The 25,951-nt window shown below is 59.0% G+C and carries 20 protein-coding genes; 9 read left to right on the top strand and 11 right to left on the bottom strand.

Annotated elements, in window-relative coordinates:
• Positions 1-101 precede the first annotated feature (101 nt).
• From ACUTSC_RS06330 to ACUTSC_RS06310, 5 genes are all read right to left on the bottom strand, one after another.
• A complete protein-coding gene (locus ACUTSC_RS06330; protein ID WP_197768598.1) occupies positions 102-1,292 on the bottom strand; it encodes an aromatic amino acid transaminase in 1,191 nt (396 codons plus the stop codon).
• A 244-nt stretch (positions 1,293-1,536) separates the two neighbouring features.
• On the bottom strand, positions 1,537-2,664 hold the full coding sequence (gene ompC, locus ACUTSC_RS06325) for a porin OmpC (RefSeq protein ID WP_063989436.1): 1,128 nt from the start codon (positions 2,662-2,664) through the stop codon (positions 1,537-1,539).
• Positions 2,665-2,965: 301 nt separating this feature from the next.
• Positions 2,966-4,366 (bottom strand): asparagine--tRNA ligase, encoded by a 1,401-nt coding sequence (gene asnS / locus ACUTSC_RS06320; RefSeq protein WP_141969736.1) that lies wholly within the window; start codon positions 4,364-4,366, stop codon positions 2,966-2,968.
• Positions 4,367-4,577: 211 nt separating this feature from the next.
• Positions 4,578-5,783 carry a nicotinate phosphoribosyltransferase gene (pncB, locus tag ACUTSC_RS06315; protein WP_197768599.1) on the bottom strand — a complete coding sequence of 402 codons (1,206 nt, stop codon included), beginning with the start codon at positions 5,781-5,783 and terminating at the stop codon, positions 4,578-4,580.
• Positions 5,784-6,038: 255 nt separating this feature from the next.
• A complete protein-coding gene (locus ACUTSC_RS06310) occupies positions 6,039-7,739 on the bottom strand; it encodes a GGDEF domain-containing protein (protein ID WP_445653177.1) in 1,701 nt (566 codons plus the stop codon).
• Between the two features lie 23 nt (positions 7,740-7,762).
• On the opposite strand from ACUTSC_RS06310, the gene ACUTSC_RS06305 reads away from it, so the two are divergent.
• Both ACUTSC_RS06305 and pepN read left to right on the top strand, forming a co-directional pair.
• The gene (locus ACUTSC_RS06305; protein WP_197768601.1) at positions 7,763-7,900 is read left to right on the top strand and encodes a hypothetical protein; all 138 of its coding nucleotides are present in this window, start codon (positions 7,763-7,765) and stop codon (positions 7,898-7,900) included.
• A gap of 174 nt (positions 7,901-8,074) precedes the next feature.
• Entirely contained in the window at positions 8,075-10,693 is a 2,619-nt protein-coding gene (pepN, locus tag ACUTSC_RS06300) for an aminopeptidase N (RefSeq protein WP_197768602.1), read from the top strand.
• Positions 10,694-10,749: 56 nt separating this feature from the next.
• On the opposite strand, the gene ssuB is transcribed toward pepN, so the two are convergent.
• The 5 genes from ssuB to ssuE are packed head-to-tail and all read right to left on the bottom strand — an operon-like array spanning position 10,750 to position 15,063.
• Positions 10,750-11,523 (bottom strand): aliphatic sulfonates ABC transporter ATP-binding protein, encoded by a 774-nt coding sequence (gene ssuB / locus ACUTSC_RS06295; RefSeq protein ID WP_197768603.1) that lies wholly within the window; start codon positions 11,521-11,523, stop codon positions 10,750-10,752.
• On the bottom strand, positions 11,520-12,314 hold the full coding sequence (gene ssuC / locus ACUTSC_RS06290) for an aliphatic sulfonate ABC transporter permease SsuC (protein ID WP_063989442.1): 795 nt from the start codon (positions 12,312-12,314) through the stop codon (positions 11,520-11,522). Before ssuC ends, ssuB begins: the two co-directional genes overlap by 4 nt.
• Before the next feature lie 11 nt (positions 12,315-12,325).
• Entirely contained in the window at positions 12,326-13,474 is a 1,149-nt protein-coding gene (gene ssuD / locus ACUTSC_RS06285) for an FMNH2-dependent alkanesulfonate monooxygenase (RefSeq protein WP_049204258.1), read from the bottom strand.
• A gap of 20 nt (positions 13,475-13,494) precedes the next feature.
• Entirely contained in the window at positions 13,495-14,460 is a 966-nt protein-coding gene (locus ACUTSC_RS06280; protein WP_197768604.1) for a sulfonate ABC transporter substrate-binding protein, read from the bottom strand.
• Positions 14,461-14,484: 24 nt separating this feature from the next.
• Positions 14,485-15,063 (bottom strand): NADPH-dependent FMN reductase, encoded by a 579-nt coding sequence (gene ssuE, locus ACUTSC_RS06275; RefSeq protein WP_197768605.1) that lies wholly within the window; start codon positions 15,061-15,063, stop codon positions 14,485-14,487.
• Between the two features lie 259 nt (positions 15,064-15,322).
• Here ssuE and pyrD point away from each other — a divergent pair, with 259 nt between their 5' ends.
• Complete coding sequence (pyrD, locus tag ACUTSC_RS06270; protein WP_047568298.1) at positions 15,323-16,333, top strand: quinone-dependent dihydroorotate dehydrogenase; 1,011 nt, start codon at positions 15,323-15,325, stop codon at positions 16,331-16,333.
• A 176-nt stretch (positions 16,334-16,509) separates the two neighbouring features.
• Entirely contained in the window at positions 16,510-17,058 is a 549-nt protein-coding gene (locus ACUTSC_RS06265; RefSeq protein ID WP_142109638.1) for a cell division protein ZapC, read from the top strand.
• 6 nt (positions 17,059-17,064) lie between these two features.
• Here the strand turns inward: ACUTSC_RS06265 and ACUTSC_RS06260 are convergent, their stop codons facing one another.
• On the bottom strand, positions 17,065-18,168 hold the full coding sequence (locus ACUTSC_RS06260; protein WP_038874255.1) for a YcbX family protein: 1,104 nt from the start codon (positions 18,166-18,168) through the stop codon (positions 17,065-17,067).
• A 103-nt stretch (positions 18,169-18,271) separates the two neighbouring features.
• On the opposite strand from ACUTSC_RS06260, the gene rlmKL reads away from it, so the two are divergent.
• The 5 genes from rlmKL to pqiC all read left to right on the top strand — a co-directional run bounded on the left by rlmKL (position 18,272) and on the right by pqiC (position 25,888).
• The gene (rlmKL, locus tag ACUTSC_RS06255; RefSeq protein WP_197768607.1) at positions 18,272-20,398 is read left to right on the top strand and encodes a bifunctional 23S rRNA (guanine(2069)-N(7))-methyltransferase RlmK/23S rRNA (guanine(2445)-N(2))-methyltransferase RlmL; all 2,127 of its coding nucleotides are present in this window, start codon (positions 18,272-18,274) and stop codon (positions 20,396-20,398) included.
• A 5-nt stretch (positions 20,399-20,403) separates the two neighbouring features.
• Positions 20,404-22,308, top strand: a complete 1,905-nt coding sequence (locus ACUTSC_RS06250) for an ABC transporter ATP-binding protein (RefSeq protein ID WP_046686785.1) — start codon at positions 20,404-20,406, stop codon at positions 22,306-22,308.
• Positions 22,309-22,381: 73 nt separating this feature from the next.
• Positions 22,382-23,698: a membrane integrity-associated transporter subunit PqiA gene (gene pqiA / locus ACUTSC_RS06245; protein ID WP_197768608.1), complete on the top strand. Its 1,317-nt coding sequence runs from the start codon at positions 22,382-22,384 to the stop codon at positions 23,696-23,698.
• Positions 23,685-25,331, top strand: a complete 1,647-nt coding sequence (gene pqiB / locus ACUTSC_RS06240; RefSeq protein WP_142109641.1) for an intermembrane transport protein PqiB — start codon at positions 23,685-23,687, stop codon at positions 25,329-25,331. Before pqiA ends, pqiB begins: the two co-directional genes overlap by 14 nt.
• Positions 25,328-25,888, top strand: coding sequence for a membrane integrity-associated transporter subunit PqiC (pqiC, locus tag ACUTSC_RS06235; RefSeq protein WP_197768609.1), 561 nt, complete (start codon positions 25,328-25,330; stop codon positions 25,886-25,888). Before pqiB ends, pqiC begins: the two co-directional genes overlap by 4 nt.
• The last annotated feature ends 63 nt before the right edge of the window (positions 25,889-25,951 follow it).

Raw genomic sequence — 25,951 nt, 5'->3', positions numbered from 1 at the left:
CGGATTCTTACACAGCGACAGGATCGTTCAAGTGATCCTTAACTGATCGGCATTACGCATAGAGCGCCCTTTTTTATGATTTATGGCCTGCGTCGAGGCTTTTAGAGCACGGCGACGATGGCTTCACATAGCGGCGCCATGTTGTCCGGCGTCATGCCGGCCACGTTCACCCGGCCCGAGTTCACGGCGTAGACGCCGAACTCTTCGCGCAGACGCAGCACCTGTTCTTTGGTCAGGCCGCTGAACGAGAACATGCCGTTCTGCTGGATAATGAAGCTGAAGTCCTGTTGCGCGCCTTTCTCCTGCAGGGTGTTCACGAACAGCTGACGCATGCGGTGAATACGCTGGCGCATGTCGGTCAGCTCCTGTTCCCACATTGCGCGCAGAGCGTCGTTGCCCAGAATGGTGGCGACCACGGCCGCGCCGTGCGACGGCGGGTTGGAGTAGTTGGCGCGAATCGCCGCTTTCACCTGGCTGAAGGCGCGATCGGCGGTATCGGCATCGGCAGCCACAATGGTGCAAGCGCCGACGCGCTCATTGTACAGACCGAAGTTTTTCGAGTAGGAGCTGGCGACGATCAGCTCTTGATGTTTGGCGGCGAAAATACGCAGGCCCTGCGCATCCTCTTCCAGACCGTTGGCGAAGCCCTGGTAGGCGAAGTCGAACAGCGGCAGCCAGCCATTGGCCACGGAAAGCTCAGCCAGTTGTGCCCACTGCTCCGCCGTTGGATCGATACCGGTCGGGTTATGGCAGCAGCCGTGGAACAGCACGACATCACCGGCCTGGGCCAGTTTCAGGCTGTTCAGCAGGCCGTCGAAATCCAACGCGTGGTTGGTGGCGTCGTAGTAGGCGTATTCCAGCACTTCCAGGCCCACGGCGCTAAAGACGTTCTTGTGGTTCGGCCAACTTGGGTTGCTGATCCAGATGCGTTTGGCGCTGGTCTGGTTAGCGATGAAGTCTGCCGCCACGCGCAGGCCGCCGGTGCCGCCTGGCGTCTGTGCGGTGCGCGCGCGACGATCGGCGACGATCGGGCTCTCTTTACCGAACAGCAGCGCTTGCGTGCAACTGGCGAACGCCGGGATGCCTTCAATACCGAGATAGTTTTTGGTGGTCTCATTTTCCAGCAGATACTGCTCAGCTTTTTTTACGCTGGTCAGCACCGGGGTTTTACCGGTTTCGTCTTTATAAACGCCAATCCCTAAATTGATTTTATTCGGGCGGGCGTCGGCGCGGAAAATGTCGGTCAGGCCCAGGATCGGGTCGGCGGGTGCGGCGGTGATTTTTTCAAACATGTCAGGTGCTTCCAAATCTCGGAGTTAAGCAGACAGAAGCATCAGGGTAACGCCAGTTATCGGCTTTGCCAACCGTTTGCGACAAAAACACCGCGATCTTGTGAAGGGGGAGTATTAGGCAGAAAAAATGATGGGGAAGGAGAAATCGGCAGGATAAAAAGTTACCGGCTGACACAAACAAAAACAGGGCCGAAGCCCTGTTTTTTAACTTAGCCGACGGTAAACCGCCGTTAAGCGAGACAACTTAGAACTGGTACACCAGACCAACAGCGACGATATCGTCGGTAGCGGTGCCGGTTGCTTTGGTGAACTCGTTGTCATCCAGCAGGTTGATTTTGTAATCAACGTAGGTGGACATGTTTTTGTTGAAGTAGTAAGTGGTACCAACAGAAACATATTTAACCAGATCCTGGTCAGAACTCACGCCTGGGACGTTCAGGTTTTTACCTTTAGACTGCAGGTAAGACACTTCTGGACGCAGACCGAAGTCGAACTGGTACTGAGCAGTCACTTCGAAGTTCTGAGTTTTGCTCGCGAAGCCACCGCACTTGTCATCGGTAGCTGCACAGCCTGCACCGAAGTTACCGCCGCCGAACGGAGTCATGTTACGGGTTTCTGCGTACATCGCCGCCAGGTAAACGTTGTTGGCGTCGTATTTCGCGCCCACGGTCCATGCGTCAGCCTTGTCGCCACGCTCGTTGGAACGCAGTTTCTGGTCGTCGGTACGGTTGGAAGAAGCGTATGCAGCGCCGAAGCTTACGCCTTCGCCGATGTCATAAGTAGAGGAGATACCCCAGCCGTCGCCGTTTTGTTTCTTAACGTTACGACCGTCGTTCTGGTTTTTGCCCTGGTATTGCAGAGCGAAGTTCAGACCGTCAACCAGACCGAAGAAGTTGTTGTTACGATAGGTCGCAACGCCGTTGGTACGGCCGGTCATGAAGTTGTCGGAGTAGGTGTAAGTATCGCCACCGAACTCTGGCAGCATATCGGTCCAGCCTTCCACGTCGTACAGTACGCCGTAGTTACGGCCGTAGTCGAAGGAGCCGTAGTCAGCGAATTTCAGACCAGCGAAGCCCAGACGGGTTTTGGTGCCTTCGGTGCCCTGAGACTCGGAGTGGTTAGCCTGGACGTTGTATTCCCACTGGCCGTAACCGGTCAGTTGGTCAGTAATCTGAGTTTCACCTTTGAAGCCGAAACGAACATAGGTCTGATCGCCATCGTTACCTTTGTCGTCGGAGAAGTAGTGCAGACCGTCAACTTTGCCGTACAGATCCAGCTTGTTGCCGTCTTTGTTGTAGATTTCAGCTGCGTTTGCTGCACCAGCAGCCAACAGAGCCGGGATAACCACTGCAAGAATGTTGCGCTTCATCATTATTACCCTCATTGGTGTTATTCGGACACCTTTGCCACTGCCGCCAATAATTCTTTGGGAACTATTGTTGATAGATTGGTGTCGTCCTGTGTCTGAACGCAGTGTTCCATTCACAGGCGGGTTAATCTAGGACGAAAATGATACCAATGTCCCAATCAGGTTGCAAAAAGAAAGTATGTGTAACCAAATGTAATTTTTCGGGAACTTTGTGACGTGCGTCAATATTAAAAAATGCGAAAGGCCAGCGAGGCTGGCCTTTGTTTTGTAACGAAATCGTTTAAAAAACGGTTGATCGTATGAATTAGAAGCTTGCGTTACGTGGTGTGCGTGGGAACGGGATCACATCGCGCACGTTTTGCACGCCGGTGACATAGGCGATTAAACGTTCAAAGCCCAGGCCGAAACCGGAATGCGGCACGGTACCGTAACGGCGCAGATCGCGATACCACCAGTAGTCTTCTTTATTCAGACCCATCTCTTCCAGACGTTGATCGAGCACGTCGAGGCGTTCTTCACGCTGAGAACCCCCGATGATTTCACCGATGCCCGGCGCCAGTACGTCCATGGCTGCAACGGTTTTGCCGTCTTCGTTCATACGCATATAGAATGCTTTGATGTCTTTCGGGTAGTTTTTCACCACCACCGGCGCCTGGAAGTGTTTCTCCGCCAGATAACGCTCATGTTCGGAAGAGAGATCGATGCCCCAGGAAACCGGGTTTTCGAAGGTTTGGCCCGAGGCCAGCAGGATCTCGATGGCGTCGGTGTAGTCCACCTGAGCGAAATCGGAAGAGACGAAGCGCTCCAGACGAGAGATTGCGTCTTTATCCACGCGCTCGGCGAAGAATTTCAGATCGTCTGCTCGTTCATCCAGCACCGCCTGGAATACATACTTCAGCATGCTTTCGGCCAGGCCGGCGACATCGTCCAGCGTCGCGAAGGCCACTTCCGGCTCGATCATCCAGAATTCCGCCAAATGGCGGCTGGTGTTGGAGTTTTCAGCGCGGAAAGTTGGGCCGAAGGTGTATACCTTGGACAGCGCACAGGCGTAGGTTTCGCCGTTCAGCTGGCCGGAAACGGTGAGGAAGGCTTCCTTACCGAAGAAGTCTTCGCTGAAGTCGACGGTGCCCTTGTCGGTGCGCGGCAGGTTTTCCAGATCCAGCGTGGACACGCGGAACATCTCGCCGGCGCCCTCGGTGTCGGAGGCGGTGATCAGCGGGGTGGACACCCAGAAATAGCCGTTTTCATGGAAGAAGCGGTGGATCGCCTGCGCCAGGGTATGACGCACGCGCGCCACGGCGCCAATCAGGTTGGTGCGCGGGCGCAGGTGGGCCACTTCGCGCAGGTATTCGATGCTGTGACGTTTGGCCGCCATCGGGTAGGTGTCCGGATCGTCGACCCAGCCGACCACTTTGATCGCGGTGGCTTGCAGTTCGAAGCTCTGGCCTTCGCCCGGTGAGGCGACGACCTTGCCGGTCACTTCAATCGAACAGCCGGTGGTCAGGTGCAGCACTTCATCCTGATAATTCGGCAGAGAATTATTAACGACGGCCTGTAACGGATCAAAGCAGGAACCGTCATAGACGGCCAGGAAGGAGATACCAGCTTTTGAATCTCTCCGGGTACGTACCCAGCCGCGTACGGTGACTTCACTGTCAACCGCAGCACGACCTTGCAGTACGTCGACTACAGGCACTACGCTCATAGATTTCTCTCTTTAATAATTTGGTTTAGAAATAGCTTACAACCCAAGAATATGGGGGTAATGGCTATGTTACTTGCCGCGGTGCAGAGCACAAGCAGAAATCATCGGATTGGCGCAACATTTATCGTGGCTGGCTGAAAAGAGGGCGGTCGGGATAAAAACAAAAAAGCCGACGCGTGGACCGGGCCGGCTTTCTCTATATATAGAAGGCTCAGCTGGCTTTCTTCACCAGCGGCAGATCGAAGGCCTTGCGCAGGGCTCTGACGAACGCCTGATCCTGACAAATGGTTTTGCCGGGGCTGTCGGAGAGCTTGGCCACCGGCTTGCCTTTGCACTCGACCAGCTTGATCACGATATTCAGCGGTTTGACGCCGGGAATATCGCAGGTCAGGCGCGTGCCGATGCCGAAGCCGAGATTGACGCGCTGGTAGAAATGGCGATAGAGCGCCAGCGCTTTTTCCAGATCCAGGTTGTCCGAGAACACCAGCGTTTTGCTCATCGGGTCGATGCCCAGTTTCTCGTAGTGGGCAATGGCTTTTTCACCCCACTCGACGGGATCGCCCGAATCGTGGCGCAGCCCCTGATAACGCTCGGCGAACTGCGGGCCGAAGTCGCGCAGGAAGGCATCCATGGTGATGCAGTCGGTGAGCGCGATGCCAAGCTGGTCGGGGTATTCATCCAACCAGGCTTGTAATGCGGCACGCTGGCTGTTGGCCAGCACCGGGCTTATCTGCTGATGCGCCTGGAACCACTCATGCGCCTGAGTGCCGACCGGCGCCAGGCCCAGTTGGTGCGCCAGATCGTAATTGCTGGTGCCCGACAGGTACGGGAATTCGGCCTGTAATGTGCTGACAATGGCCTGTTGCACGCCTTGAGAGAAACGGCGACGGGTGCCGAAGTCCATCAGCTTGAAGCGCGAAAGATCCAGATCGCCCGCCAACGTCTTGAACTGCGCCAGCTTGGTTTGCAGGTGTGCCACCGCCTGTTCCGGCGTCGCCAGCGGAGAGCGCCGACGGTGCACCACTTCGCTGATCACCGCCAGCAACGGCACTTCCCACATGATGACTTCACGCCAAGGGCCGGCGATGCGGATTTGCAGCTTGCCGTCGCGATTGTCGATAGTGACCTGCTGCGGATCGTAGCGGAACGTTCGCAGCCAGTTCAGGTAATCTTGACGGAAGAAGGGCAGGCCCGAAAGATAAGCGAATTCGGCATCGGTCAGCGCCAGCCGGCTCATCAGCGCCACCTGTGCGCGGATCTCGTCGGCATATTCGCCCAGCAGTTCGTCACCGCGGCAGCGGAATTCCGCCGCCACGCTGATCGCGGGGTAGCGATGGAACACTGCTTGCTGCATATGAAGCTTATAAGCATCGGTATCAAGCAGTGATGTCAAAATCGGGGAAGCGTATTGAGTCATAGCGCGTTACAGCATCCTCGTCAGGCGCGTGTCCAAATCCGGATAATCATAAAAGTGGGGGTGGAGTATACCCGGATTATCCTGTTATTGAAGCTGCATCACACCATAAATCACCAAAGCGGGTCGAGGATTAAACGTGCCTTTATGGCGGCCTGATAGCGACGGGGAGGAAAAAAAGCCAGATATGCCTGTAAGGTGAATGACTTAGCCTAATTAGTCATAAAAATTATAATGTTAATTATTTTAAACAGCGAATCAGATAAAGCCGGCCTGGGTATGCACGCTGACCCGATCCTTGCCGTTCTTTTTGCAAAAATAGAGCGCTTCGTCCGCCTGTTTGATCGCCGTCTGCAGCGCGGTGAACGCGTTGACCGGCGCGATGCCGCAGCTGGTGGTGAAACGCACTTGCCGTCCGTCGGCCAGATGTAGCGTCAGGCGATGAGTGCGGGCGCGCAATTGCTCCATGATGTCCCGCGCGTTGTCCAACGAACAGTTGCCCAGCAGCACCGCGAATTCTTCGCCGCCATAGCGGCAGAAAATGTCGCTGGCGCGGAACGCGCGTTGCAGCAGGTGGCCGAATGCCACCAGCGCCCGGTCGCCCACGTCGTGGCCGTAGCTGTCGTTGAGCTGTTTGAAGTTGTCGATGTCGATCAGGCAAAAGGCCTGCGGGTAGCTGCCGTCGCCCAGCAGCTGACATTCAAGGAAGAATTTACGGCGGTTGTAAATATTGGTGAGCGGATCGAGGAAGGAAGAGGCCTCGAGCTCTTTAATCAGCAGTTGCTTCTCACCTTCCAGCGAGACCTTGTCCAACTGGTATTGTCTGAGCTGCTGAATGGCGTCGCTGATGGCGATCAATTCCTGGCTGTAGAAGGCGTCGTTTCGATCGATATTCATCTCACCGCGCGACAGTCGCACGATATTATTGTGGGTCTTGGTCAGCCAGCGGTTGATGCTGGTACAGAACACCAGCGCCGGCAAAATGAACAGCAACACGACCAGGCCGGCGAGTGAGATCATGCCGTAAATGGTCGTCTGGCTGTCGTAAATCTTGTGGCGCGAGGCGAGAGTTTCCAATTCGAAGCTGCGTTGATACAGCGCCTGCGAAAGCCCGCTCACATCGTTGACATAGCCCGAAATAAGCGCTGTGGGGTAGGGCTTATGGGTATCGATAGCGGTGTACAGCCCATCGGTAATCTGCTGGAGGCGCTCAGCGGACACTTGGGCGAGCAACGGATTGACGATGTTGTTGATTTGTACATCGTCGTAGTTGATCTTCATGAAGATCAATCGGGTGCTCAGCGCGTTCAGCACGCCGGTCAGCTGAATGGACTTCAGATAGGCGTCTTTGCGAACGAGCGGGCTGACGTTGACGTCGATAATCTGATCGCTCAATTCGGTCAATGACATATTCAGCCGGTTATTGAGGCGGATGGCCTCGAGAAACATAAAGGAGTCGGTATCCACCATTCGGGTATCGTAGGCGTAACGGTAATAACTCTTGCTGGTTTGCGAGATGTAATAGGCGCTGTTGATGTTGAACAGATTGGCGTTGGTGTTATTGACCTGCGAAAGCTGCAGGTTGTCATTATCCAGCAGTTGTTCCATCAAAGCGATCATCGACAGCGCAGCGATTTTTTGCCGAACCCCGAGCTGTCTGGCAACTTCATCGTCCAGATGTTCGCGGATCCGGGTGATTTTCTCGCGCGCCACCCGATCGGCGGCCAAACATTGGGCGCGGGTGATTTGCGGATCGATCAGGCTCAATCGTTTGAGGCGGTGAGCCAGCAACGCAGCCTGAAAGGCTTCGGAGATTTCTTTGGCGCGATCAATTTTGTACAGGTTGAGCTGGTTGTCGCGGTAGTCGGTATGGGCTTCGAGCAGCTCATCGACGATGAACAGCGAGAAGGAAGTCATCAGGCACAGGGTAAAAAAATAGATTGCGTATTTAATTCTCATAGTGCGAGTCATCCCTGAGCCTGATGCCGCAATTATACCACCATGCCGCCGGTGTCGCCTCAACTATGCCGGCGCGCCGCGATGGCGGTTTTTTAGCATTAAATGCTGATTTTTATTTAGCCATTGGTCACCCGCGCTATCGCCTGGCGGGCGATTTATGATTTGCCTCTGATTTCTCTCTTGTGGTCGCCCGGCGGCTCTGGGCTTTTCGGCCAGCTGTGATACAGTTTATTCACAATTCAGGCCCACCGCGCGCCGTAGGGGGAACACACCTGCGGTACGAAGGAGAAAAGCGGCCTGGCACCTATAACTCACTGAGACGTTTAAGGGTTTTTATGACACAACAGCCACAGGCAAAATACCGCCACGATTATCGCGCGCCCGATTACACCACGACCGATATCGATTTGGACTTCAGTCTGGACGCGGAAACCACGCGCGTGACTGCCGTCAGTAAAATCAAACGTCAGGGCGCGGCCGGCGCCCCGCTGGTGCTGGATGGCGAAGATCTGACGCTGGTGAGCATTCAGGTCGACGGGCAACCGTGGAGCACCTACCGTCAGCAGGATAACCAGCTGATCATCGAAGAGTTGCCGGCACAATTCACTCTTACCATCGTCAACGACATTCACCCGGCGAAAAACACCGCGCTGGAAGGGTTGTACCTGTCCGGCGATGCGCTGTGCACGCAATGCGAAGCCGAAGGCTTCCATCACATTACCTATTACCAGGATCGCCCGGACGTGCTGGCGCGCTTTACCACCCGCATCGTGGCCGACAAGGCGCGCTATCCGTTCCTGCTGTCGAACGGGAACCGCATCGGCCAGGGCGAATTGGCCGATGGCCGCCACTGGGTGCAATGGCAGGATCCGTTCCCGAAACCTTGCTACCTGTTTGCGCTGGTGGCGGGGGACTTCGACGTGCTGCGCGACAGCTTCACCACCCGTTCCGGCCGTAAGGTCGCGCTGGAGCTGTTCGTCGATCGCGGCAACCTGGATCGCGCCGACTGGGCGATGACTTCGCTGAAGAACTCGATGAAATGGGACGAGACCCGCTTCGGCCTGGAATACGATCTCGACATTTATATGATTGTGGCGGTCGACTTCTTCAATATGGGTGCGATGGAGAACAAAGGGTTAAATATCTTTAACTCCAAATATGTGCTGGCGAAGGCGGAAACCGCCACCGACAAGGACTACCTGAATATCGAAGCGGTGATCGGCCACGAATACTTCCATAACTGGACCGGTAACCGCGTGACCTGCCGCGACTGGTTCCAGCTCAGCCTGAAAGAGGGGCTGACGGTGTTCCGCGATCAGGAGTTCAGTTCCGATCTGGGATCGCGTTCGGTCAACCGCATCGATAACGTGCGCGTGATGCGCGGTGCGCAGTTCGCCGAAGACGCCAGCCCGATGGCGCACGCCATCCGCCCGGACAAAGTGATCGAGATGAACAACTTCTACACCCTGACGGTGTATGAAAAGGGTTCCGAAGTGATCCGCATGATGCACACCTTGCTGGGGGAAGCGAACTTCCAGAAAGGGATGCAGCTCTATTTTGAGCGCCACGACGGCAGCGCCGCCACCTGCGACGATTTCGTGCAGGCGATGGAGGATGCGTCCAACGTCGATCTGTCGCGCTTCCGCCGTTGGTATAGTCAGTCCGGCACGCCGCTGTTGACGGTGCGCGATGAATACGACGCGGAAACCCAGCAGTATCGCCTGCATGTCAGCCAGAAAACCGCACCGACCGCCGATCAGCCGGAGAAGTTGCCGCTGCATATCCCGCTGGATATCGAACTGTACGACAGCGAAGGCAACGTCATTCCACTGCAAAAGGGCGGCCTGCCGGTCAACAACGTGCTGAACGTCACCGAAGCGGAGCAGACTTTCGTGTTCGACGGCGTGGCGCACAAGCCGGTGCCGTCGCTGCTGCGCGAATTCTCCGCGCCGGTGAAGCTGGACTATCCGTACAGCGATCAGCAGCTGACCTTCCTGATGCAGCACGCACGCAATGAATTTGCGCGTTGGGATGCGGCGCAGAGCCTGCTGGCGACCTATATCAAGCTGAACGTGGCGCGGCACCAGCAGAAGCAGCCGCTGTCGCTGCCGCTGCACGTGGCCGACGCGTTCCGCGCGGTGCTGCTGGACGAAAAACTGGATCCGGCGCTGGCGGCGCAGATCCTGACGCTGCCGTCGGAGAACGAAATCGCTGAGCTGTTTGCCACAATCGATCCGGAAGCGATCGCTGCGGTGCACGAAGCGATCGTACGCTGCCTGGCGCGGGAGTTGGCCGATGAGTGGCTGGCGGTGTATCACGCCAACAAGACCGACGGCTACCGCGTAGAGCACGCCGAGATCGCCAAGCGCGCCTTGCGCAATGTGTGCCTGGGCTATCTGGCGTTCGGCGAAGATGTGGCCCTGGCGGATCAGCTGGTGAGCGATCAGTATCGCCAGGCGGACAACATGACCGACTCGCTGGCGGCGATGTCTGTCGCGGTCGCGGCCCAGCTGCCATGTCGCGATGCGCTGCTGGCGGCGTTCGACGAACGCTGGCATCAGGATGGCCTGGTGATGGACAAATGGTTCGTGCTGCAGGGCAGCAGCCCGGCGGCAGACGTGCTGAGCAAAGTACGCGCGCTGTTGCAACACCGTTCGTTCAGCCTGAGCAACCCGAACCGCACCCGTTCGTTGATCGGCGGCTTCGCTTCCGGCAACCCGGCGGCGTTCCATGCGGCGGACGGCAGCGGCTATCAGTTCCTGGCGGAGATCCTCAGCGATCTCAACCAGCGCAACCCGCAGATCGCCGCGCGCCTGATTGAACCGCTGATTCGCCTGAAGCGTTACGACGCGGGCCGCCAGGCGCTGATGCGCAAGGCGCTGGAACAGCTGAAAGGATTGGAAAACCTGTCCGGCGATCTGTACGAGAAGATCAGCAAGGCGCTCGACGCCTGATCTTTTCGCGCTGAATAGATCAAGGGACGGCTTTTGTCGTCCCTTTTTTCATCCGTTCAGTTCGCCGCCTGGCGCGGGCTGGCCCCGGTCACCGGCGGCGATAACACCCGTTCCAGCACTTCGGCCTCCAATTCTGCCAGCCGGGCTGAGCCCTTGCGGCGCGGCCGCGGCAGATCGAGGGTAAGATCCAGCCCGATGCGCCCCTCTTCGATCAGGATCACCCGATCCGCCAGCGTGATGGCTTCGCTGACGTCGTGCGTGACCAGCAGTACGGTAAAACCGTGCTGTTGCCACAGCGTTTCTATCAGCCCCTGCATCTCAATGCGCGTCAGGGCATCCAGCGCCCCGAGCGGTTCGTCCAGCAGCAGCAGGCGAGGGCGGTGGATCAGCGCGCGCGCCAGGGCGACCCGCTGCTTTTGCCCGCCGGACAGCGCCGCCGGCCAGTCGCGGGCGCGATCCGCCAAGCCGACCGCGTCCAGCGCCTGCAGCGCCGCATCGCGCCACTGGCCGCGCAGCCCCAGGCCCACATTGTCGATCACCGTTTTCCACGGCAGCAGGCGCGCATCCTGAAACATCAGCCGGGTATCCTCTTTAGCGGCGGCAAGCGGCGCGTTGCCGCTGAGCAGCACGCCGCTGCTGGCTTGTTCCAGGCCGGCCAACAGGCGCAGCAGGGTGCTTTTGCCGCAGCCGCTGCGGCCGACCACCGCCACGAACTGCCCGGCGGAGATGTGCAGCTGAATATTGTCCAGTACCGTGCGGTTGCCGTAACCTTTGCCGATGGACTCCAGCGTCACCGGCGTGCCTTGCGCAAGACGAGCGGGAAGGGTCATAGCGCTTCTCCCTGTTTCAGTTGATAGGCCGGATGCCAGCGCAACCAGACGCGCTCCAGCAGCTGCGCGCCCACGTCCGCCAGCTTGCCGAGCAGGGCGTACAGCACGATCGCCACCACGACCACATCGGTTTGCAGAAATTCACGCGCGTTCATCGCCAGATAGCCGATGCCCGAATTGGCCGAGATGGTTTCGGCGACGATCAGCGTCAGCCACATGAAGCCGAGAGCGAAACGCACGCCGACCATAATCGACGGCAGCGCGCCCGGCAGCACCACCTGTGTAAACAGGCGGAAACCGCTCAGGCCGTAGCTGCGGGCCATCTCCAACAGGCCGCGATCGATGTTTTTGATGCCGTGATAGGTATTGAGATAAATCGGGAACAGCGTACCGAGCGCCACCAGAAAGATCTTGGCGGATTCATCGATGCCGAACCATAGGATCACCAACGGGATCAGCGCCAGGTGCGGCACGTTGCGGATCATTTGCACCGAACTGTCCAGCAGGCGTTCGCCCCAGCGCGACAGCCCGGTAATAAAGCCGAGGATCAGTCCGATGCTGCCGCCGATGCCAAAGCCGATCAACGCGCGCTGGCTGCTGATGCTCAGGTGCTGCCACAGTTCGCCGCTTTGGCTCAGACTCCAGAAGGCGGCCAGCACCGCGCTCGGCGCCGGCAAAATGCGGTTGGACAGCCAGCCGGTTTCGACGGCGATCTGCCAAAGGATCACCAGCGCCAGCGGTAGCGCCCAGGGGGCCAGCCGATACAGGATGCGTTGCGCGTTCTTTGCCATCGGGGTGCTCCTCAGCTCTGCGACACTTTTTGCGGAACATAGATGTTGGCCACCACTTCGCCCTGCGGGCGCACCGGCTGAAGGCGCGCGGGCGCTTCTTCCTGCGCCAGATCGAGGTGCGGGAACAGCAGTTCGCCGACGCGGTAGGCCTCTTCCAGATGCGGATAGCCGGAGAGAATAAAGGTATCGATGCCCAGATCGGCATATTCCTGCATGCGCGCCGCGACCGTCGGGCCGTCGCCCACCAGCGCGGTGCCGGCGCCGCCGCGCACCAGGCCGATGCCGGCCCACAGGTTCGGGCTGATCTCCAGGTTATCCTTCTTGCCGCCGTGCAGCGCCGCCATGCGCCGTTGGCCGACGGAGTCGAAGCGCGCAAAGGCCTGCTGCGCGTTGGCGATGGTTTCCTCATCGAGGTGCGCGATCAGCCGGTCGGCGGCGCGCCAGGCCTCTTCGGTGGTTTCCCGCACGATGACATGCAGGCGGATACCGAAGCGTACCTGGCGCCCTTTCGCCGCCGCTTTGGCGCGCACCTCTTCGATTTTCTCTTTAACCTGCGCCGGCGGCTCTCCCCAGGTGAGATACATTTCTACCTGTTCGGCGGCCAGATCCTGCGCGGCGGCGGAGGATCCGCCGAAATAGAGCGGCGGGCGCGGCTGCTGCACGGGTGGAAACAGCAGTTTGGCGCCTTTCACCTGAATATGCTTGCCGTCGAAATCGACGGTTTCGCCTTCCAGCACCCGGCGCCAGATGTGGGTGAACTCGGTTGAGGCTTCGTAGCGCTCTTCATGGCTAAGATGCAGCCCCTCGGCCGCCAGCTCTTCCGGATCGCCGCCGGTGACCAGATTGAACAGCGCGCGCCCGTTGGACAGGCGATCCAACGTCGCCGCCTGGCGCGCCGCCAGCGTAGGGGAGATGATGCCCGGCCGCAGCGCGACCAAAAACTTCAGCCGCTGGGTGACCGGGATCAGCGAGGCGGCCACCAGCCAGGAGTCTTCGCACGAGCGGCCGGTGGGGATCAGTACCCCACCGAATCCCAGCCGATCCGCCGCCTGGGCGATCTGCTGCAAATAACCGTGATCGACGCTGCGCGCGCCCTGTGCGCTGCCAAGATAGTGGCCGTCGCCGTGGGTGGGTAAAAACCAGAAAACGTTCAGGCTCATCGTTAATCTTCTCCCATGAGTTATTGTGCGCTTGGGCGCCAGATGCGTTGCGAGATGTCAACCTTCACCGGCACCAGCCGGTTGGCGTAAAACAGGTCGGCGGTTTGCTGCTGCGCGGCGATCGTCCGCGCATCGAGCGGTGTGATGGCGGTCGGCGGGCGGTGATCCAGATAGCTGGCGATCACCGGTTCCGGCAGCCCCATGGCGTTAGCCAGCAGGGTCACGCTTTGCGCCCGGTCGCTGCGGGTGAGCGCATCGGCCTGGGTCAGCACCGTCAAAACCTGGCTGATAAAGGCGCCGTTGGCTTCAACATAGGGGCGTGCCGCCAGATAGAAGGAACCGGTCTGGTTCAGATCGGTGCCGTCGCCGAGCACCCGTACGCCGCCCTGCAGCAGTGCGGCGGAATAATAAGGATCCCAGATGGCCCAGGCGTCGACGTTGCCCTGTTGGAAGGCGGCTCGCGCATCGGCGGGCGTCAGATAGGCGGGCTGGATATCGGTGAACTGCAGGCCGGCCTTTTGCAGCGATCGCAGCAGCAGGTTGTGCGAGCTGGATCCTTTCTGGAAGGCGACCTTATGGCCTTTCAGATCGGCGACGGTTTTGATCGGGCTGTTTTCCGGCACCAGGATCACTTCTGCCTTGGGTTTGGGCGGCTCAACGCCGACATACAGCAGGTCCGCGCCGGCAGCCTGCGCGAAGATCGGCGGAATATCGCCGGTGCTGCCCAGATCGATGCTGCCGACGTTCAGGGCCTCCAGCATCTGCGGGCCGGCGGGAAACTCGATCCAGCTGATGCGGGTGGCGGGGAAACGTTCCTCCAGCAGCCGGTGGCTCTTCGCCAGCACCAGGCTGACCGATCCTTTTTGGTAGCCGATGCGGAACTGCGCCGGATCCTGCGCAGCGGCGGCATTGGCCCAGACCAGCGACAGCAGGCCGGTGAGGGTAGCGGCGCTCAGCCAGCGCCGTAAAGCGATGCGTTTTTTCATTCAGGCTCTCCTTTTCCAGGCCTTTCAGGCAGTCTGTCGCGCTGCCAGCGGCGAGGCGACGCGCAGCGCGGGCGGTCTGCGGCGGCCAAGCGCCAGATAGAAACTGGCGAGCGCTTCTTCCAACCGGGCGGCGACGGCGTCGGTGAGCGTGGCGCCTTCGCCGGTCAATTGGATCTGGCTGTCGTCGGCGAATACGCCGTGCAGCACTTCCTGCGCTTTCAGCGCCGCCAGCACCGGTTTCAGCGCATAGTCCACCGCCAACATGTGGCCGACAGAACCGCCGGTTGCCAGTGGCAGCACCACCTTATGATCCAGCGCGCGTTCCGGCAGCAGATCCAGTAAGGTCTTCAGCGCGCCGGAGAACGACGCTTTATAAACCGGCGTGGAAATCAGCAGGCCGTCGGCCTGCGCCAACTGCTCGGCAAACGCCTTGATCGCCGGGCTGTTGAAGTTGGCGTACAGCAGGTCTTCGGCATCGAAGTCGTGCAGGGTATAAGCCGTCACTTCCACCCCTTGCTGCCGCAGCCAGTTCTGACTCAGCGCGAGCAGCGCCGCGGAACGTGATGGGATGCGTGGGCTGCCGGCCAGTGATATAACGCGCATTGCCACTCCTTATAACTAAAAGTTAGGTTTAATTAGAAAATCAATGAGAAGTGTTTTAAACCTACCAGCAACCGGGCGCGTTTTTTAAATCTCATTTTTTGATTTGGATATGCGTAAAAGCGGATTGGCGCCGATTTGGTGGTGAAGTAGGGAAAACGATTGCGTAAAAACGGCTTTTTTTGCCTTTAATCAATTCCAATTAGGCGGGGGATACCGGATAATACGCCCCCGGTTTGCAACCGGGAAATCAGGAGAGTCCATGTACTACCCCCTCATCAGGAAAGCGTTGTTCCAGCTCGATCCGGAACGCGCGCACGAAGTGACCTTTCGTCAGCTCAGCCGTATTGCCGGCACCCCATTAGCGTTTCTTGTCCGCCAGTCCGTGCCGACCAAACCGGTCAGCTGCATGGGGCTGTCGTTTAAAAATCCGCTGGGATTGGCCGCCGGTCTGGATAAAAACGGCGAGTGCATCGATGCGTTCGGCGCGATGGGCTTCGGCCATGTGGAAGTCGGCACCGTGACGCCGCGCCCGCAGCCGGGCAACGACAAGCCGCGCTTGTTCCGCGTGGTTGAGGCGGAAGGCCTGATCAACCGCATGGGGTTCAATAACCATGGCGTGGACAATCTGGTTGAAAACGTTAAGAAATCCCATTTCGGCGGCATTCTTGGGATCAATATCGGCAAGAATAAAGACACCCCGGTCGAACAGGGTAAAGACGATTATTTGATCTGCATGGATAAAGTTTATCCGTATGCCGGTTATATCGCGATTAACATTTCTTCACCGAATACGCCGGGGTTACGATCCTTACAGTATGGCGAAGCGCTGGACGATCTTTTGGCTGCGATTAAAAATAAGCAGCAGGAATTGCATGCGCGCCATCACAAATATGTGCCGGTAGCGGTAAAGATCGCGCCGGATCTTTCAGAAGAAGAATTGATCCAAATTGCCGATAGCCTGGTGCGGCATAATATCGATGGCGTGATCGCCACCAATACCACATTGGATCGAAAATTGATCCAGGGGCTGAATTACTGCGAACAAGCGGGCGGGTTAAGTGGGCGTCCGTTGCAATCACGCAGCACGGAAGTGATCCGTCGTCTCTCCACCGAACTGCAAGGGCGCCTGCCGATTATCGGCGTAGGCGGCATCGATTCGCTGACGGCGGCGCGCGAAAAAATGGAAGCCGGCGCGAGCCTGCTGCAAATTTATTCCGGCTTTATCTATCATGGCCCGCGTTTGATTAAAGATATCGTTACCCATATCTAATATTTTTCCTCTCATTTTATTCCGGGGGTTTATTTCTGCCCCCGGCTCGTCTATATTTTGTTCGTTAGCATAAATATCGTTCGCGGAATTATCCGATGTTTAAGCTATTTTATCGGTGATAAAATCGCCTTTTAGGGTGAGTGCGGCGTAGGCATAGGCAGCGAGAAGGATACGAAATGAAGATAAAACCTGACGATAATTGGCGTTGGTATTTTGATGCCGAACACGATCGGCTAATGCTGGATTTAGCTAATGGTATGATCTTCCGTTCACGTTTCCCGGCCAAAATGTTAACGCCGGACGCCTTCGATGAATGCGCTTTTTGCGTGGATGACGCCGCCCTTTATTTCACCTATGAAGAACAGTGCAAACAGGTCAAGCTTAGCCATGAACAGCGTGCCGAGCTGGTGTTGAATGCGCTGGTCGCCTACCGCTTCCTGAAACCACTGATGCCGAAGAGCTGGCATTTCTCGCAGCAGCATTACCCGCTGCAGCCGAAAAACGGCGAGCTGGCGGCGGTGAAAGTGATGGAAAGTGGCGTGGAAGCGCGCTTGCTGGTGGTAGAGGCAGGGGATAACGCCAGCCTGTGCCTGCTGGCGCAAAATCAGCTGACGGTCGCCGGCCGCACCATGGTATTGGGCGACGCCATCAAAGTGATGCACGATCGGCTGAAACCCTGCGCGCAGGATGAAAGCGCCGCCCCGGCTTATGACAGGGCGGTATAGGGCGGATTACGCCAGGGTCAAATCACTTTTCGGGATGCAGCTGCAGCACAGGATGGTGCCGTTGTCGCCCAGCGCGCTTTTCTTCAGGGGCGCGACTTCACCGCTCAGCAACGTAATGCGGCAACTGCCGCAAATCCCGGCGCGGCAGGAGTAAGGTACGCGGATGCCTTGCTGTTCCAACTGCTCGAGCAATATCTGCTGGTTGTTGCCGGTAAACACCTTTCCTTCGTATTCGATAGTGACGCTGTGCTCGCTGTCTTGCGGCGCTTGCACGCTCTCCACCACTTTGCCGGCGCCATAAGGGCGCGGCGGCTTGGTCGACAGCACTTCCACCGTATCGCCCACGCGGATGATGCCGCTGTTGCGCGCGATCATATTCTGGCCGAAATCGATGTCGCCGTTGTCGGCGGAGCGGAATTTTTGCAGCGTACTCAGCGGTTCGCCGCTCGGATGCTTGCGGCCGCGCTCGGTGCTGACAGTGGTGAGCACGCAGCGGCTGCAGGGCTTCACCAGATCGAACATGACGTCGCCGACGCGGATCACCTGCCAGCCGTCCTCGGCCCAGGCGGTTGCGCCGCTCACCACCAGATTGGGGCGGAACTGCTCCAGCTTGATGCTGCCGGGGCAGCGCTGCTGCAGATCGTTGAACGAAGCCTGGTTAATCAGCAGATAAGGATAGCCGTCGGCAAACGTCAGCGGGATCTCGGGGTGCTTCTTCACCCGGCGGGTCAACTCCGGCCCCAGCCAGCGCAGCTGCACGTCGCGCTGGAAATAGCCGCTCAGCCAGCGGTTGATCTCATCCGGCGCGATCAGCGCGGTGAAATGATTGCCCCACACCTCGGTCGGCTGCGGTGCGGCGGCGAAGTCGCTGAAGCGAATGGCGGCGCTTTCGCCGTCCGGCGCGGTCAGGAATAGCCCGTCCGGCAGCAGCGCCGGCGTGAACAGCACCATCTGCGGGTATTGGCGCGCGGTAATAAAGGTGCCATCCGGCTCGGTGATCATAAAGTTGCGGTCGAAGGCCAGACCGCTGCTGCCGACCTGGGCGTAAGAAAGCTGCAGACCGCGCAGTGATTTAACCGGATGGACGTAGAGTCTGGAAAGCGTGATCACCCTTATCTCCGTGCGATTATTAAATAGAAGGGAGCAACTTTATGACAAGCGGTGCGGATTAGCTATAATGCGCAACAATTTTCTTTTTGGTGATAAGCACGATATGAACTCTCTGTTTGCCAGCACGGCGCGTGGATTGGAAGAACTGTTAAAAAGCGAGCTGGAAGCGCTTGGCGCTCACGACTGCAAAGTGGTGCAGGGTGGGGTACATTTTCAGGGTGACGATCGTCTTCTGTACCAAAGCCTGCTGTGGAGCCGCCTGGCTTCGCGCATTCTGTTGCCGCTGAACGAATTCCGCGTGCACAGCGATCTGGATCTCTACCTCGGGGTGCTGGCGATAGACTGGCCGAGCATTTTTGGCGTGGATAAAACCTTTGCCGTGCATTTCAGCGGCGTGAACGAAGAGATCCGCAATAGCCAGTATGGCGCGCTGAAGGTGAAAGACGCCATCGTCGACAGCTTCACCCGCAAACTTGACCAACGCCCGACGGTCGCCAAGCAGCAGCCGGATATTCGCGTTAACGTCTTCCTGCAGCGCGATATGGCCAGCGTGGCGCTCGATCTGAGCGGTGAAGGCCTGCATCAGCGCGGTTACCGCGATCTCACCGGCCAGGCGCCGCTGAAGGAAAACCTGGCGGCCGCCATCGTTCTGCGTTCCGGCTGGCAGCCGGGCACGCCGATGCTCGATCCGATGTGCGGTTCCGGCACGCTCTTGATCGAAGCGGCAATGATCGCTGCCGATCGTGCGCCGGGCCTGCACCGCCAACGCTGGGGCTTCAGCGCCTGGAACGGCCACAACGCCGAACTGTGGCGTGAAGTCACCACCGAAGCGCAGGTGCGCGCACGCCGCGGCCTGCAGGAAACCGCCTCTCGCTTCTTCGGTTCCGATATCGATCGCCGGGTGATTGAAATGGCGCGCGGCAACGCCCGCCGCGCCGGCGTTGCCGAGCTAATCACCTTCAACGTCGGTGACGTGGCGCGCTTGACCAATCCGCTGCCGGAAGGCCCGCACGGCACCGTGATCAGCAACCCGCCGTACGGTGAGCGTCTGGAAAGCGAACCGGCGCTGATCGCGCTGCACAACATGCTGGGCCGCGTGATGAAAAGCGCCTTCGGCGGCTGGCAGCTTTCGCTGTTCAGCGCCTCGCCGGAGCTGTTGAGCTGCCTGCAGCTGCGCGCCGAGCGCCAGTTCAAGGCGAAAAACGGCCCGCTGGAGTGCGTGCAGAAAAACTATCAGCTGGCGGCGAACCCGGCCGGCGCCACTACCGGCGGCGTGCAGGTGGCGGAAGATTTCGCCAACCGTCTGCGCAAGAACTTGAAGAAGCTCGACAAGTGGGCGAAACAGCAGGGCATTGAATGCTACCGCCTGTACGATGCCGATCTGCCAGAATACAACGTCGCGGTGGACCGCTACGGCAGCAAGGTGGTGGTGCAGGAATATGCGCCGCCGAAAACCGTCGATGCGCAAAAAGCGCGTCAGCGCCTGTTCGATGTGATCAACGCGACGCTGGCGGTGCTGGAATTGCCGTCGAATCAGCTGATCCTGAAAACCCGCGAGCGGCAGAAGGGTAAGAACCAGTACGAGAAACTGGCGCAGAAAGGCGAATTCCTGCTGGTGGAAGAGTATAACGCCAAGCTGTGGGTCAACCTGACCGACTATCTCGATACCGGCCTGTTCCTCGATCACCGCATCGCGCGCCGCATGCTGGGCGAGATGAGCAACGGCAAGGACTTCCTCAACCTGTTCGCCTATACCGGCACCGCCAGCGTGCACGCCGGGCTGGGTGGCGCGCGCAGCACCACCACGGTGGACATGTCGCGTACCTATCTGGAATGGGCGGAGAAGAACCTGCGCGCCAACGGCCTGACCGGCCGTCAGCATCGGTTGATCCAGGCCGACTGCCTGTCGTGGCTGAGCAACGCCAACGAACAGTTCGACGTGATCTTCATCGATCCGCCGACGTTCTCCAACTCCAAGCGGATGGAGAACACTTTTGACGTGCAGCGCGATCATCTGGCGCTGATGAAAGATTTGAAACGGTTGCTGCGCCGTAACGGAACCATCATGTTCTCGAACAACAAGCGCGGTTTCCAAATGGATATGGCAGGGCTGAGCGCGCTGGGCCTGGAGGCGAAAGAGATCACCGCCAAGACGCTGTCGCAGGACTTTGCCCGTAACCGTCAGATCCACAACTGCTGGCTGGTGACTCACGCCGGCGAAGGAAAATAATTACTATGTCGTTAATCAGCATGTCCGGTGCCTGGCTCTCTTTCAGCGATGCGCCGCTTTTAGACAACACCGAAATTCATATCGAAGACAACGAGCGCGTGTGTTTGGTCGGGCGCAACGGCGCCGGTAAGTCCACGCTGCTGAAGATCCTTGGCAAAGAGATCCCGCTGGACGACGGCCGGGTGATCTACGAACAGGATCTGATCGTGGCGCGCCTGCAACAGGATCCGCCGCGCAATATCGGCGGCAGCGTGTTCGACTTCGTGGCCGAAGGCGTCGCGGAGCAGGCGGAACACCTGAAGGCGTATCATGCGATTTCCCACCTGGTGGAGAGCGATCCGAGCGAGAAAAACCTGGCGCGCATGGCGCAAATCATGGAGATCCTCGACCACCAGGGGCTCTGGCAGCTTGACAGTCGCATCAGCGAAGTGCTGCTGCAGCTGGGGCTGAACGGCGACGCCGAGCTTTCCTCGCTGTCCGGCGGCTGGCTGCGTAAAGCGGCGCTGGGCCGCGCGCTGGTGAGCTCGCCGCGCGTGCTGCTGCTCGACGAACCGACCAACCACCTGGATATCGAAACCATCGACTGGCTGGAAGGCTTCCTGAAAGAGTTTGACGGCAGCATCGTCTTCATCTCGCACGACCGTTCGTTTATCCGCAACATGGCGACGCGCATCGTCGATCTGGATCGTGGCAAGCTGGTTTCCTGGCCGGGCAACTACGATCTGTATCTGCAGAGCAAAGAAGAAGCGCTGCGGGTGGAAGAGCTGCAAAACGCCGAGTTCGATCGCAAGCTGGCGCAGGAAGAGGTCTGGATCCGTCAGGGCATCAAAGCGCGCCGTACCCGTAACGAGGGGCGCGTGCGCGCGCTGAAGGCGCTGCGCGTCGAGCGTTCAGAGCGCCGTGAAGTGATGGGCACCGCCAAGATGCAGGTGGAAGAGGCGACCCGCTCCGGCAAAATCGTATTCGAGCTGGAAGACGTCAACTATCAGGTCGGCGAAAAAGTGCTGGTGCGCGGTTTCTCCGCTCAGGTACAGCGCGGTGACAAGATTGCGCTGGTGGGGCCGAACGGCTGTGGCAAAACTACGCTGCTGAAACTGATGCTCGGTCAGCTGAAAGCCGACAGCGGCCGCGTGCACTGCGGCACCAAGCTGGAAGTGGCTTACTTCGACCAGCACCGCGCGGATCTCGATCCGGAGCGCACGGTGATGGACAACCTGGCGGAGGGCAAGCAGGAAGTGATGGTCAACGGCCGTCCTCGTCACGTCTTGGGCTACCTGCAGGACTTCCTGTTCCACCCGAAACGTGCGATGACGCCGGTGAAGGCACTTTCGGGCGGTGAGCGTAACCGCCTGCTGTTGGCTAAGCTGTTTCTGAAACCGAGCAATCTGCTGATCCTCGATGAACCAACCAACGATCTCGACGTCGAAACGCTGGAGCTGCTGGAAGAGCTGATCGACGGCTATCAGGGCACCGTGCTGCTGGTCAGCCACGATCGCCAGTTCGTCGACAACTCGGTGACCGAGTGCTGGATCTTTGAAGGCAACGGCGTGATCAACGCCTTCGTCGGCGGCTATTACGATGCGCATCATCAGCGCGCCACGGCGAAACCGATTCGTCAGGCGGCGCCGAGCGCGAGCAAACCGGCGGCGGAGAAAAAGGCCGAACAGCCGAAGAAAGCGGCGGCCAAGCTGAGTTACAACCTGCTGCGCGAACTGGAACAGCTGCCGCAGCGGCTCGAACAGCTGGAGGCGGAAATCGAAGCGCTGCAGGCGCAGATGAGCGATGCCGACTTCTTCACGCGGCCGCACAGCGAAACGCAAGAAGTGCTGACGGCGCTGGCTAACGCAGAGCAGGCGCTCGAGCAGGCCTTCGCCCGTTGGGAAGAGCTGGAAGCGATGAAAAACGGCTGACCGTTGCGATACCGCCCGCGCGCTGCTGCGGGCGGTATCGACGTGCCGGTGAGCAACGTTATTGAGGAGGAATATGGTGTGTTCCCACAACAATCATCAGCAGCATAGTCATTCCGTACCTTCGGCGGAGCACCAGGATAACCTGATGCTGTGCCCGCAGTGCGACATGCTGGTGGCGCTGCCGCCGCTGGCCTATGGCAGCAAAGCGGTATGCCCGCGCTGCAAAACCACGCTCAGCGCCCGCTGGGACGAGCCGCGCAAGCGGCCGATCGGTTACGCCCTCAGCGCCTTGTTCATGTTGGTGCTGGCCAATATTTTCCCGTTTATCAACATGCGCGTCGCCGGCCTCGGCAACGAAATCCGGCTGATTCAAATTCCGGAAGTCATGGTGGCGGAAGACTATGCCAGCATGGCCACCTTGTTTATGGTGTTCGTGCAGCTGATCCCGGCATTTTGCATGGTGGCGATCATTCTGCTGTGTGCCAAAGTGCGTTTGCCGCTGGGGCTCAAAGAGTGGATGGCCCGGGTGCTGTTTCAGTTCAAGACCTGGTGCATGGTGGAGATTTTCCTCGCCGGGGTGCTGGTCAGCTTCGTCAAGCTGATGGCCTATGGCGATATCGGCATCGGCAGCAGCTTCGTGCCTTACTGTCTGTTCTGCCTGTTGCAGGTGCGCGCTTTTCAGTGCGTGGATAGGCGCTGGCTGTGGCAGGACATCGAACCGGCGCCGCGTCTCGATCGCCCGCTGACGGTGGGGCGTACCGGCATGCGGCAGGGCGTGCGCTCCTGCGCCTGCTGCACGGCGATCCTGCCGGCCAATCAGGTGCGCTGCCCGCGCTGCCACACCAACGGCTACGTGCGTCGCCGCCACAGCCTGCAGTGGACGCTGGCGCTGCTGGTGACCTCCATCATGCTGTATATTCCGGCCAACCTGATGCCCATCATGGTGACCGAGGCGCTGGGTAACAAGATGAACTCCACCATCATGGCGGGGGTGATCCTGCTGTGGGGGGACGGCTCTTATCCGGTGGCGATGGTGATTTTCATCGCCAGCATCATGGTGCCATCGCTGAAAATGCTGGCGATCGGCTGGCTGTGCTGGGATGCCAACGGCAGGAAGAAGCCGCGCGCCGACAGCGAACGCATGCACCTGATTTATGAAGTGGTCGAGTTCGTTGGCCGCTGGTCAATGATCGACGTGTTTGTGATCGCCGTATTGTCGGCGCTGGTGCGAATGGGGCAGTTGATGAGCATTTACCCCGCGACGGGCGCCGTGCTGTTCGCGCTGGTGGTGATCCTCACCATGTTCGCCGCCATGACATTTGATCCCCGGCTGACCTGGGATCGCGCAAGTGAAACAATCAACAAGGAGCCGCAAGGTGACGGAAAATAATCATAGCGTCGCAGACGTTGAGAAGATCAAACGCTGGTCGCCGGTGTGGATCATTCCCATCGTAACCGCGCTGATCGGCGCCTGGATCCTGTTTTACCACTTCAGCCATCAGGGGCCGGTAGTGACGCTGGTGACCTCGACGGCGGAAGGGCTGGAAGCGGGTAAAACCAAAATCAAAAGCCGCAGCGTGGACGTCGGCGTGGTGGAAACCGTCACGTTGAGCGATGACCTGAGCAAGGTAATGGTGCAGGCGCGTCTCAATTCCGGCATGGAGAAATTGCTGCGCCAGGATTCCGCCTTCTGGGTGGTGAAGCCGCAAATTGGCCGTGAAGGCGTTTCCGGGCTGGGGACGTTGCTCTCCGGCGCCTATATCGAACTGCAGCCGGGCAACAAGGGCAAAGACGGCAAAGACAACTATCAACTGCTCGACGCGCCGCCGTTGGCCTCCCCGGACGCCAAAGGGCTGCGCATCGTGCTGGACAGCGAGAAATCGGGCCAGCTCAACGCCGGCGATCCGGTGCTGTTCCGCGGTTATCGCGTCGGGTCGGTAGAGACCAGCTATTTCGATCCTAAAGCGCGCGCCATGCGCTATCAGCTGTTCATTACCGCGCCTTACGATCAGCTTGTCACCACCAACGTGCGCTTCTGGAAAGACAGCGGCGTGGCGTTCGACATGTCGGCACAGGGCATGCGGGTGGAGATGGGATCGCTGACTACCCTGTTCAGCGGCGGCGTCAGCTTCGACGTGCCGGACGGCTGGGATCGCGGCGAACTGGCGAAAGAGAAGGCGGAGTACCAGCTGTTCGACAACCAGCGCAGCACGCAGGATTCGCTGTATACCGTGCATAAGGACTACCTGATGTTCTTCTCCGATTCGGTACGCGGCCTGCAGCCGGGCGCCCCGGTCGAGTTCCGCGGCATCCGCCTGGGCACGGTGGCGCAGGTGCCGTTCTATAAAGACGGCATGGCGCAGCGCCTGGATAACGACTACCGCATTCCGGTGCTGATCCGCATCGAGCCGGATCGCTTCCAGAAACAGCTGGGCGGCAATTTCGATATCGAAGGGCATTTGAAGGACGCGGAATCGCGCGGTATGCGCGCCTCGATGAAGTCTGCCAACCTGCTGACCGGTTCGCTGTATATCGATCTCGACTTCTACCCGCAGGAGAAACCGTGGAAAGGGCCGCGCGAGCTGTTCGGTTATCCGCTGATGCCGACCACCAGCGGCGGGCTGGCGCAGATCCAGCAAAAACTGATGCAGACGCTGGACAAGATCAACGCGATGCCGATCAATCCGATGATCAACGAAGCGACCAAGACGCTGGCGGAAAGCCAGAAAACCATGAAGTCGACGCAGCAGACCATGAAGTCGCTGAACGACATCATCGCCAGCAAAGAGATGCAGGCGCTGCCGCAGGACATGCAGAAAACGCTGCTGGAGCTGAACCGCAGCATGAAAGGGTTCCAGCCTGGTTCGCCGGCTTACAACAAGATGGTGGGCGACATGCAGCGTCTGGACCAGGTGTTGCGTGAGCTGCAGCCGGTGCTGCGCACCCTGAATGAGAAGAGCAACGCGCTGGTGTTTGAAGCCGCCGGCAGCACTGACCCTCAGCCGAAGAAGGCCACGAAATGATGAAATGGATCCCGGTAGCCCTGGCGCTGTTGCTCAGCGCCTGCAGCAGTTCGCCACAGAAAACGTACTATCAGTTGCCGGCGCTGGGTGCGCCGGCTGCGGTCAGCAGCAGCGGCGCCTCCACGCGCCAGCTGTGGCTGGAGCACGTGAGCGTGGCGGATTATTTGGCGCAGAGCGGCGTGGTGTATCAGACCAACGACGTGCAGTATGTGATAGCGCAGAACAACCTGTGGGCCAGCCCGCTCGACCAGCAGCTGCAGCAAACGCTGGTCACCAACCTGAGCAGCGCACTGCCGGGCTGGGTGGTCTCTTCGCAGCCGATGAGCAGCGATCAGGATGTGCTGAACGTGACCATCAGCGGCTTCCATGGCCGCTTTGACGGCAAAGCGATCGTTCGCGGCGAGTGGGTGCTGAACCGCCAGGGGCGCTTGATCAAACGGCCTTTCAGCCTGGAATTGAAACAGGGTGAGGACGGCTATGATGCCCTGGTGCGCACGTTGGCGCAGGGCTGGCAGCAGGAAGCTCAGGCTATCGCAGCACAGATGGGCGGCATTTAGTCATAATTTGGTCTAAAATCGTCTAATCCCTGTCAGCGTGGAAAGTCTTTTTTTCTCCCTGAC

It is taken from the genome of Serratia sp. TSA_105.2 (genome assembly GCF_052692115.1).
This window is presented reverse-complemented; position numbering and strand designations above follow the sequence as displayed.

Excerpts from the sequence above, each read along its gene's own strand:
- ACUTSC_RS06330 (WP_197768598.1), bottom strand. The coding sequence starts at position 1,292 with ATGTTTGAAAAAATCACCGCCGCACCCGCCGACCCGATCCTGGGCCTG.
- rlmKL (WP_197768607.1), top strand. The coding sequence starts at position 18,272 with ATGAACTCTCTGTTTGCCAGCACGGCGCGTGGATTGGAAGAACTGTTA.
- ssuD (WP_049204258.1), bottom strand. The coding sequence starts at position 13,474 with ATGAGCCTGAACGTTTTCTGGTTTTTACCCACCCACGGCGACGGCCAC.
- ACUTSC_RS06310 (WP_445653177.1), bottom strand. The coding sequence starts at position 7,739 with ATGAGAATTAAATACGCAATCTATTTTTTTACCCTGTGCCTGATGACT.
- pyrD (WP_047568298.1), top strand. The coding sequence starts at position 15,323 with ATGTACTACCCCCTCATCAGGAAAGCGTTGTTCCAGCTCGATCCGGAA.
- ACUTSC_RS06305 (WP_197768601.1), top strand. The coding sequence starts at position 7,763 with ATGCCGCAATTATACCACCATGCCGCCGGTGTCGCCTCAACTATGCCG.
- ACUTSC_RS06265 (WP_142109638.1), top strand. The coding sequence starts at position 16,510 with ATGAAGATAAAACCTGACGATAATTGGCGTTGGTATTTTGATGCCGAA.
- pqiC (WP_197768609.1), top strand. The coding sequence starts at position 25,328 with ATGATGAAATGGATCCCGGTAGCCCTGGCGCTGTTGCTCAGCGCCTGC.
- ompC (WP_063989436.1), bottom strand. The coding sequence starts at position 2,664 with ATGATGAAGCGCAACATTCTTGCAGTGGTTATCCCGGCTCTGTTGGCT.
- ACUTSC_RS06250 (WP_046686785.1), top strand. The coding sequence starts at position 20,404 with ATGTCGTTAATCAGCATGTCCGGTGCCTGGCTCTCTTTCAGCGATGCG.
- ssuE (WP_197768605.1), bottom strand. The coding sequence starts at position 15,063 with ATGCGCGTTATATCACTGGCCGGCAGCCCACGCATCCCATCACGTTCC.
- pqiA (WP_197768608.1), top strand. The coding sequence starts at position 22,382 with ATGGTGTGTTCCCACAACAATCATCAGCAGCATAGTCATTCCGTACCT.
- pepN (WP_197768602.1), top strand. The coding sequence starts at position 8,075 with ATGACACAACAGCCACAGGCAAAATACCGCCACGATTATCGCGCGCCC.
- pncB (WP_197768599.1), bottom strand. The coding sequence starts at position 5,783 with ATGACTCAATACGCTTCCCCGATTTTGACATCACTGCTTGATACCGAT.
- ssuC (WP_063989442.1), bottom strand. The coding sequence starts at position 12,314 with ATGGCAAAGAACGCGCAACGCATCCTGTATCGGCTGGCCCCCTGGGCG.
- asnS (WP_141969736.1), bottom strand. The coding sequence starts at position 4,366 with ATGAGCGTAGTGCCTGTAGTCGACGTACTGCAAGGTCGTGCTGCGGTT.
- ACUTSC_RS06280 (WP_197768604.1), bottom strand. The coding sequence starts at position 14,460 with ATGAAAAAACGCATCGCTTTACGGCGCTGGCTGAGCGCCGCTACCCTC.
- ssuB (WP_197768603.1), bottom strand. The coding sequence starts at position 11,523 with ATGACCCTTCCCGCTCGTCTTGCGCAAGGCACGCCGGTGACGCTGGAG.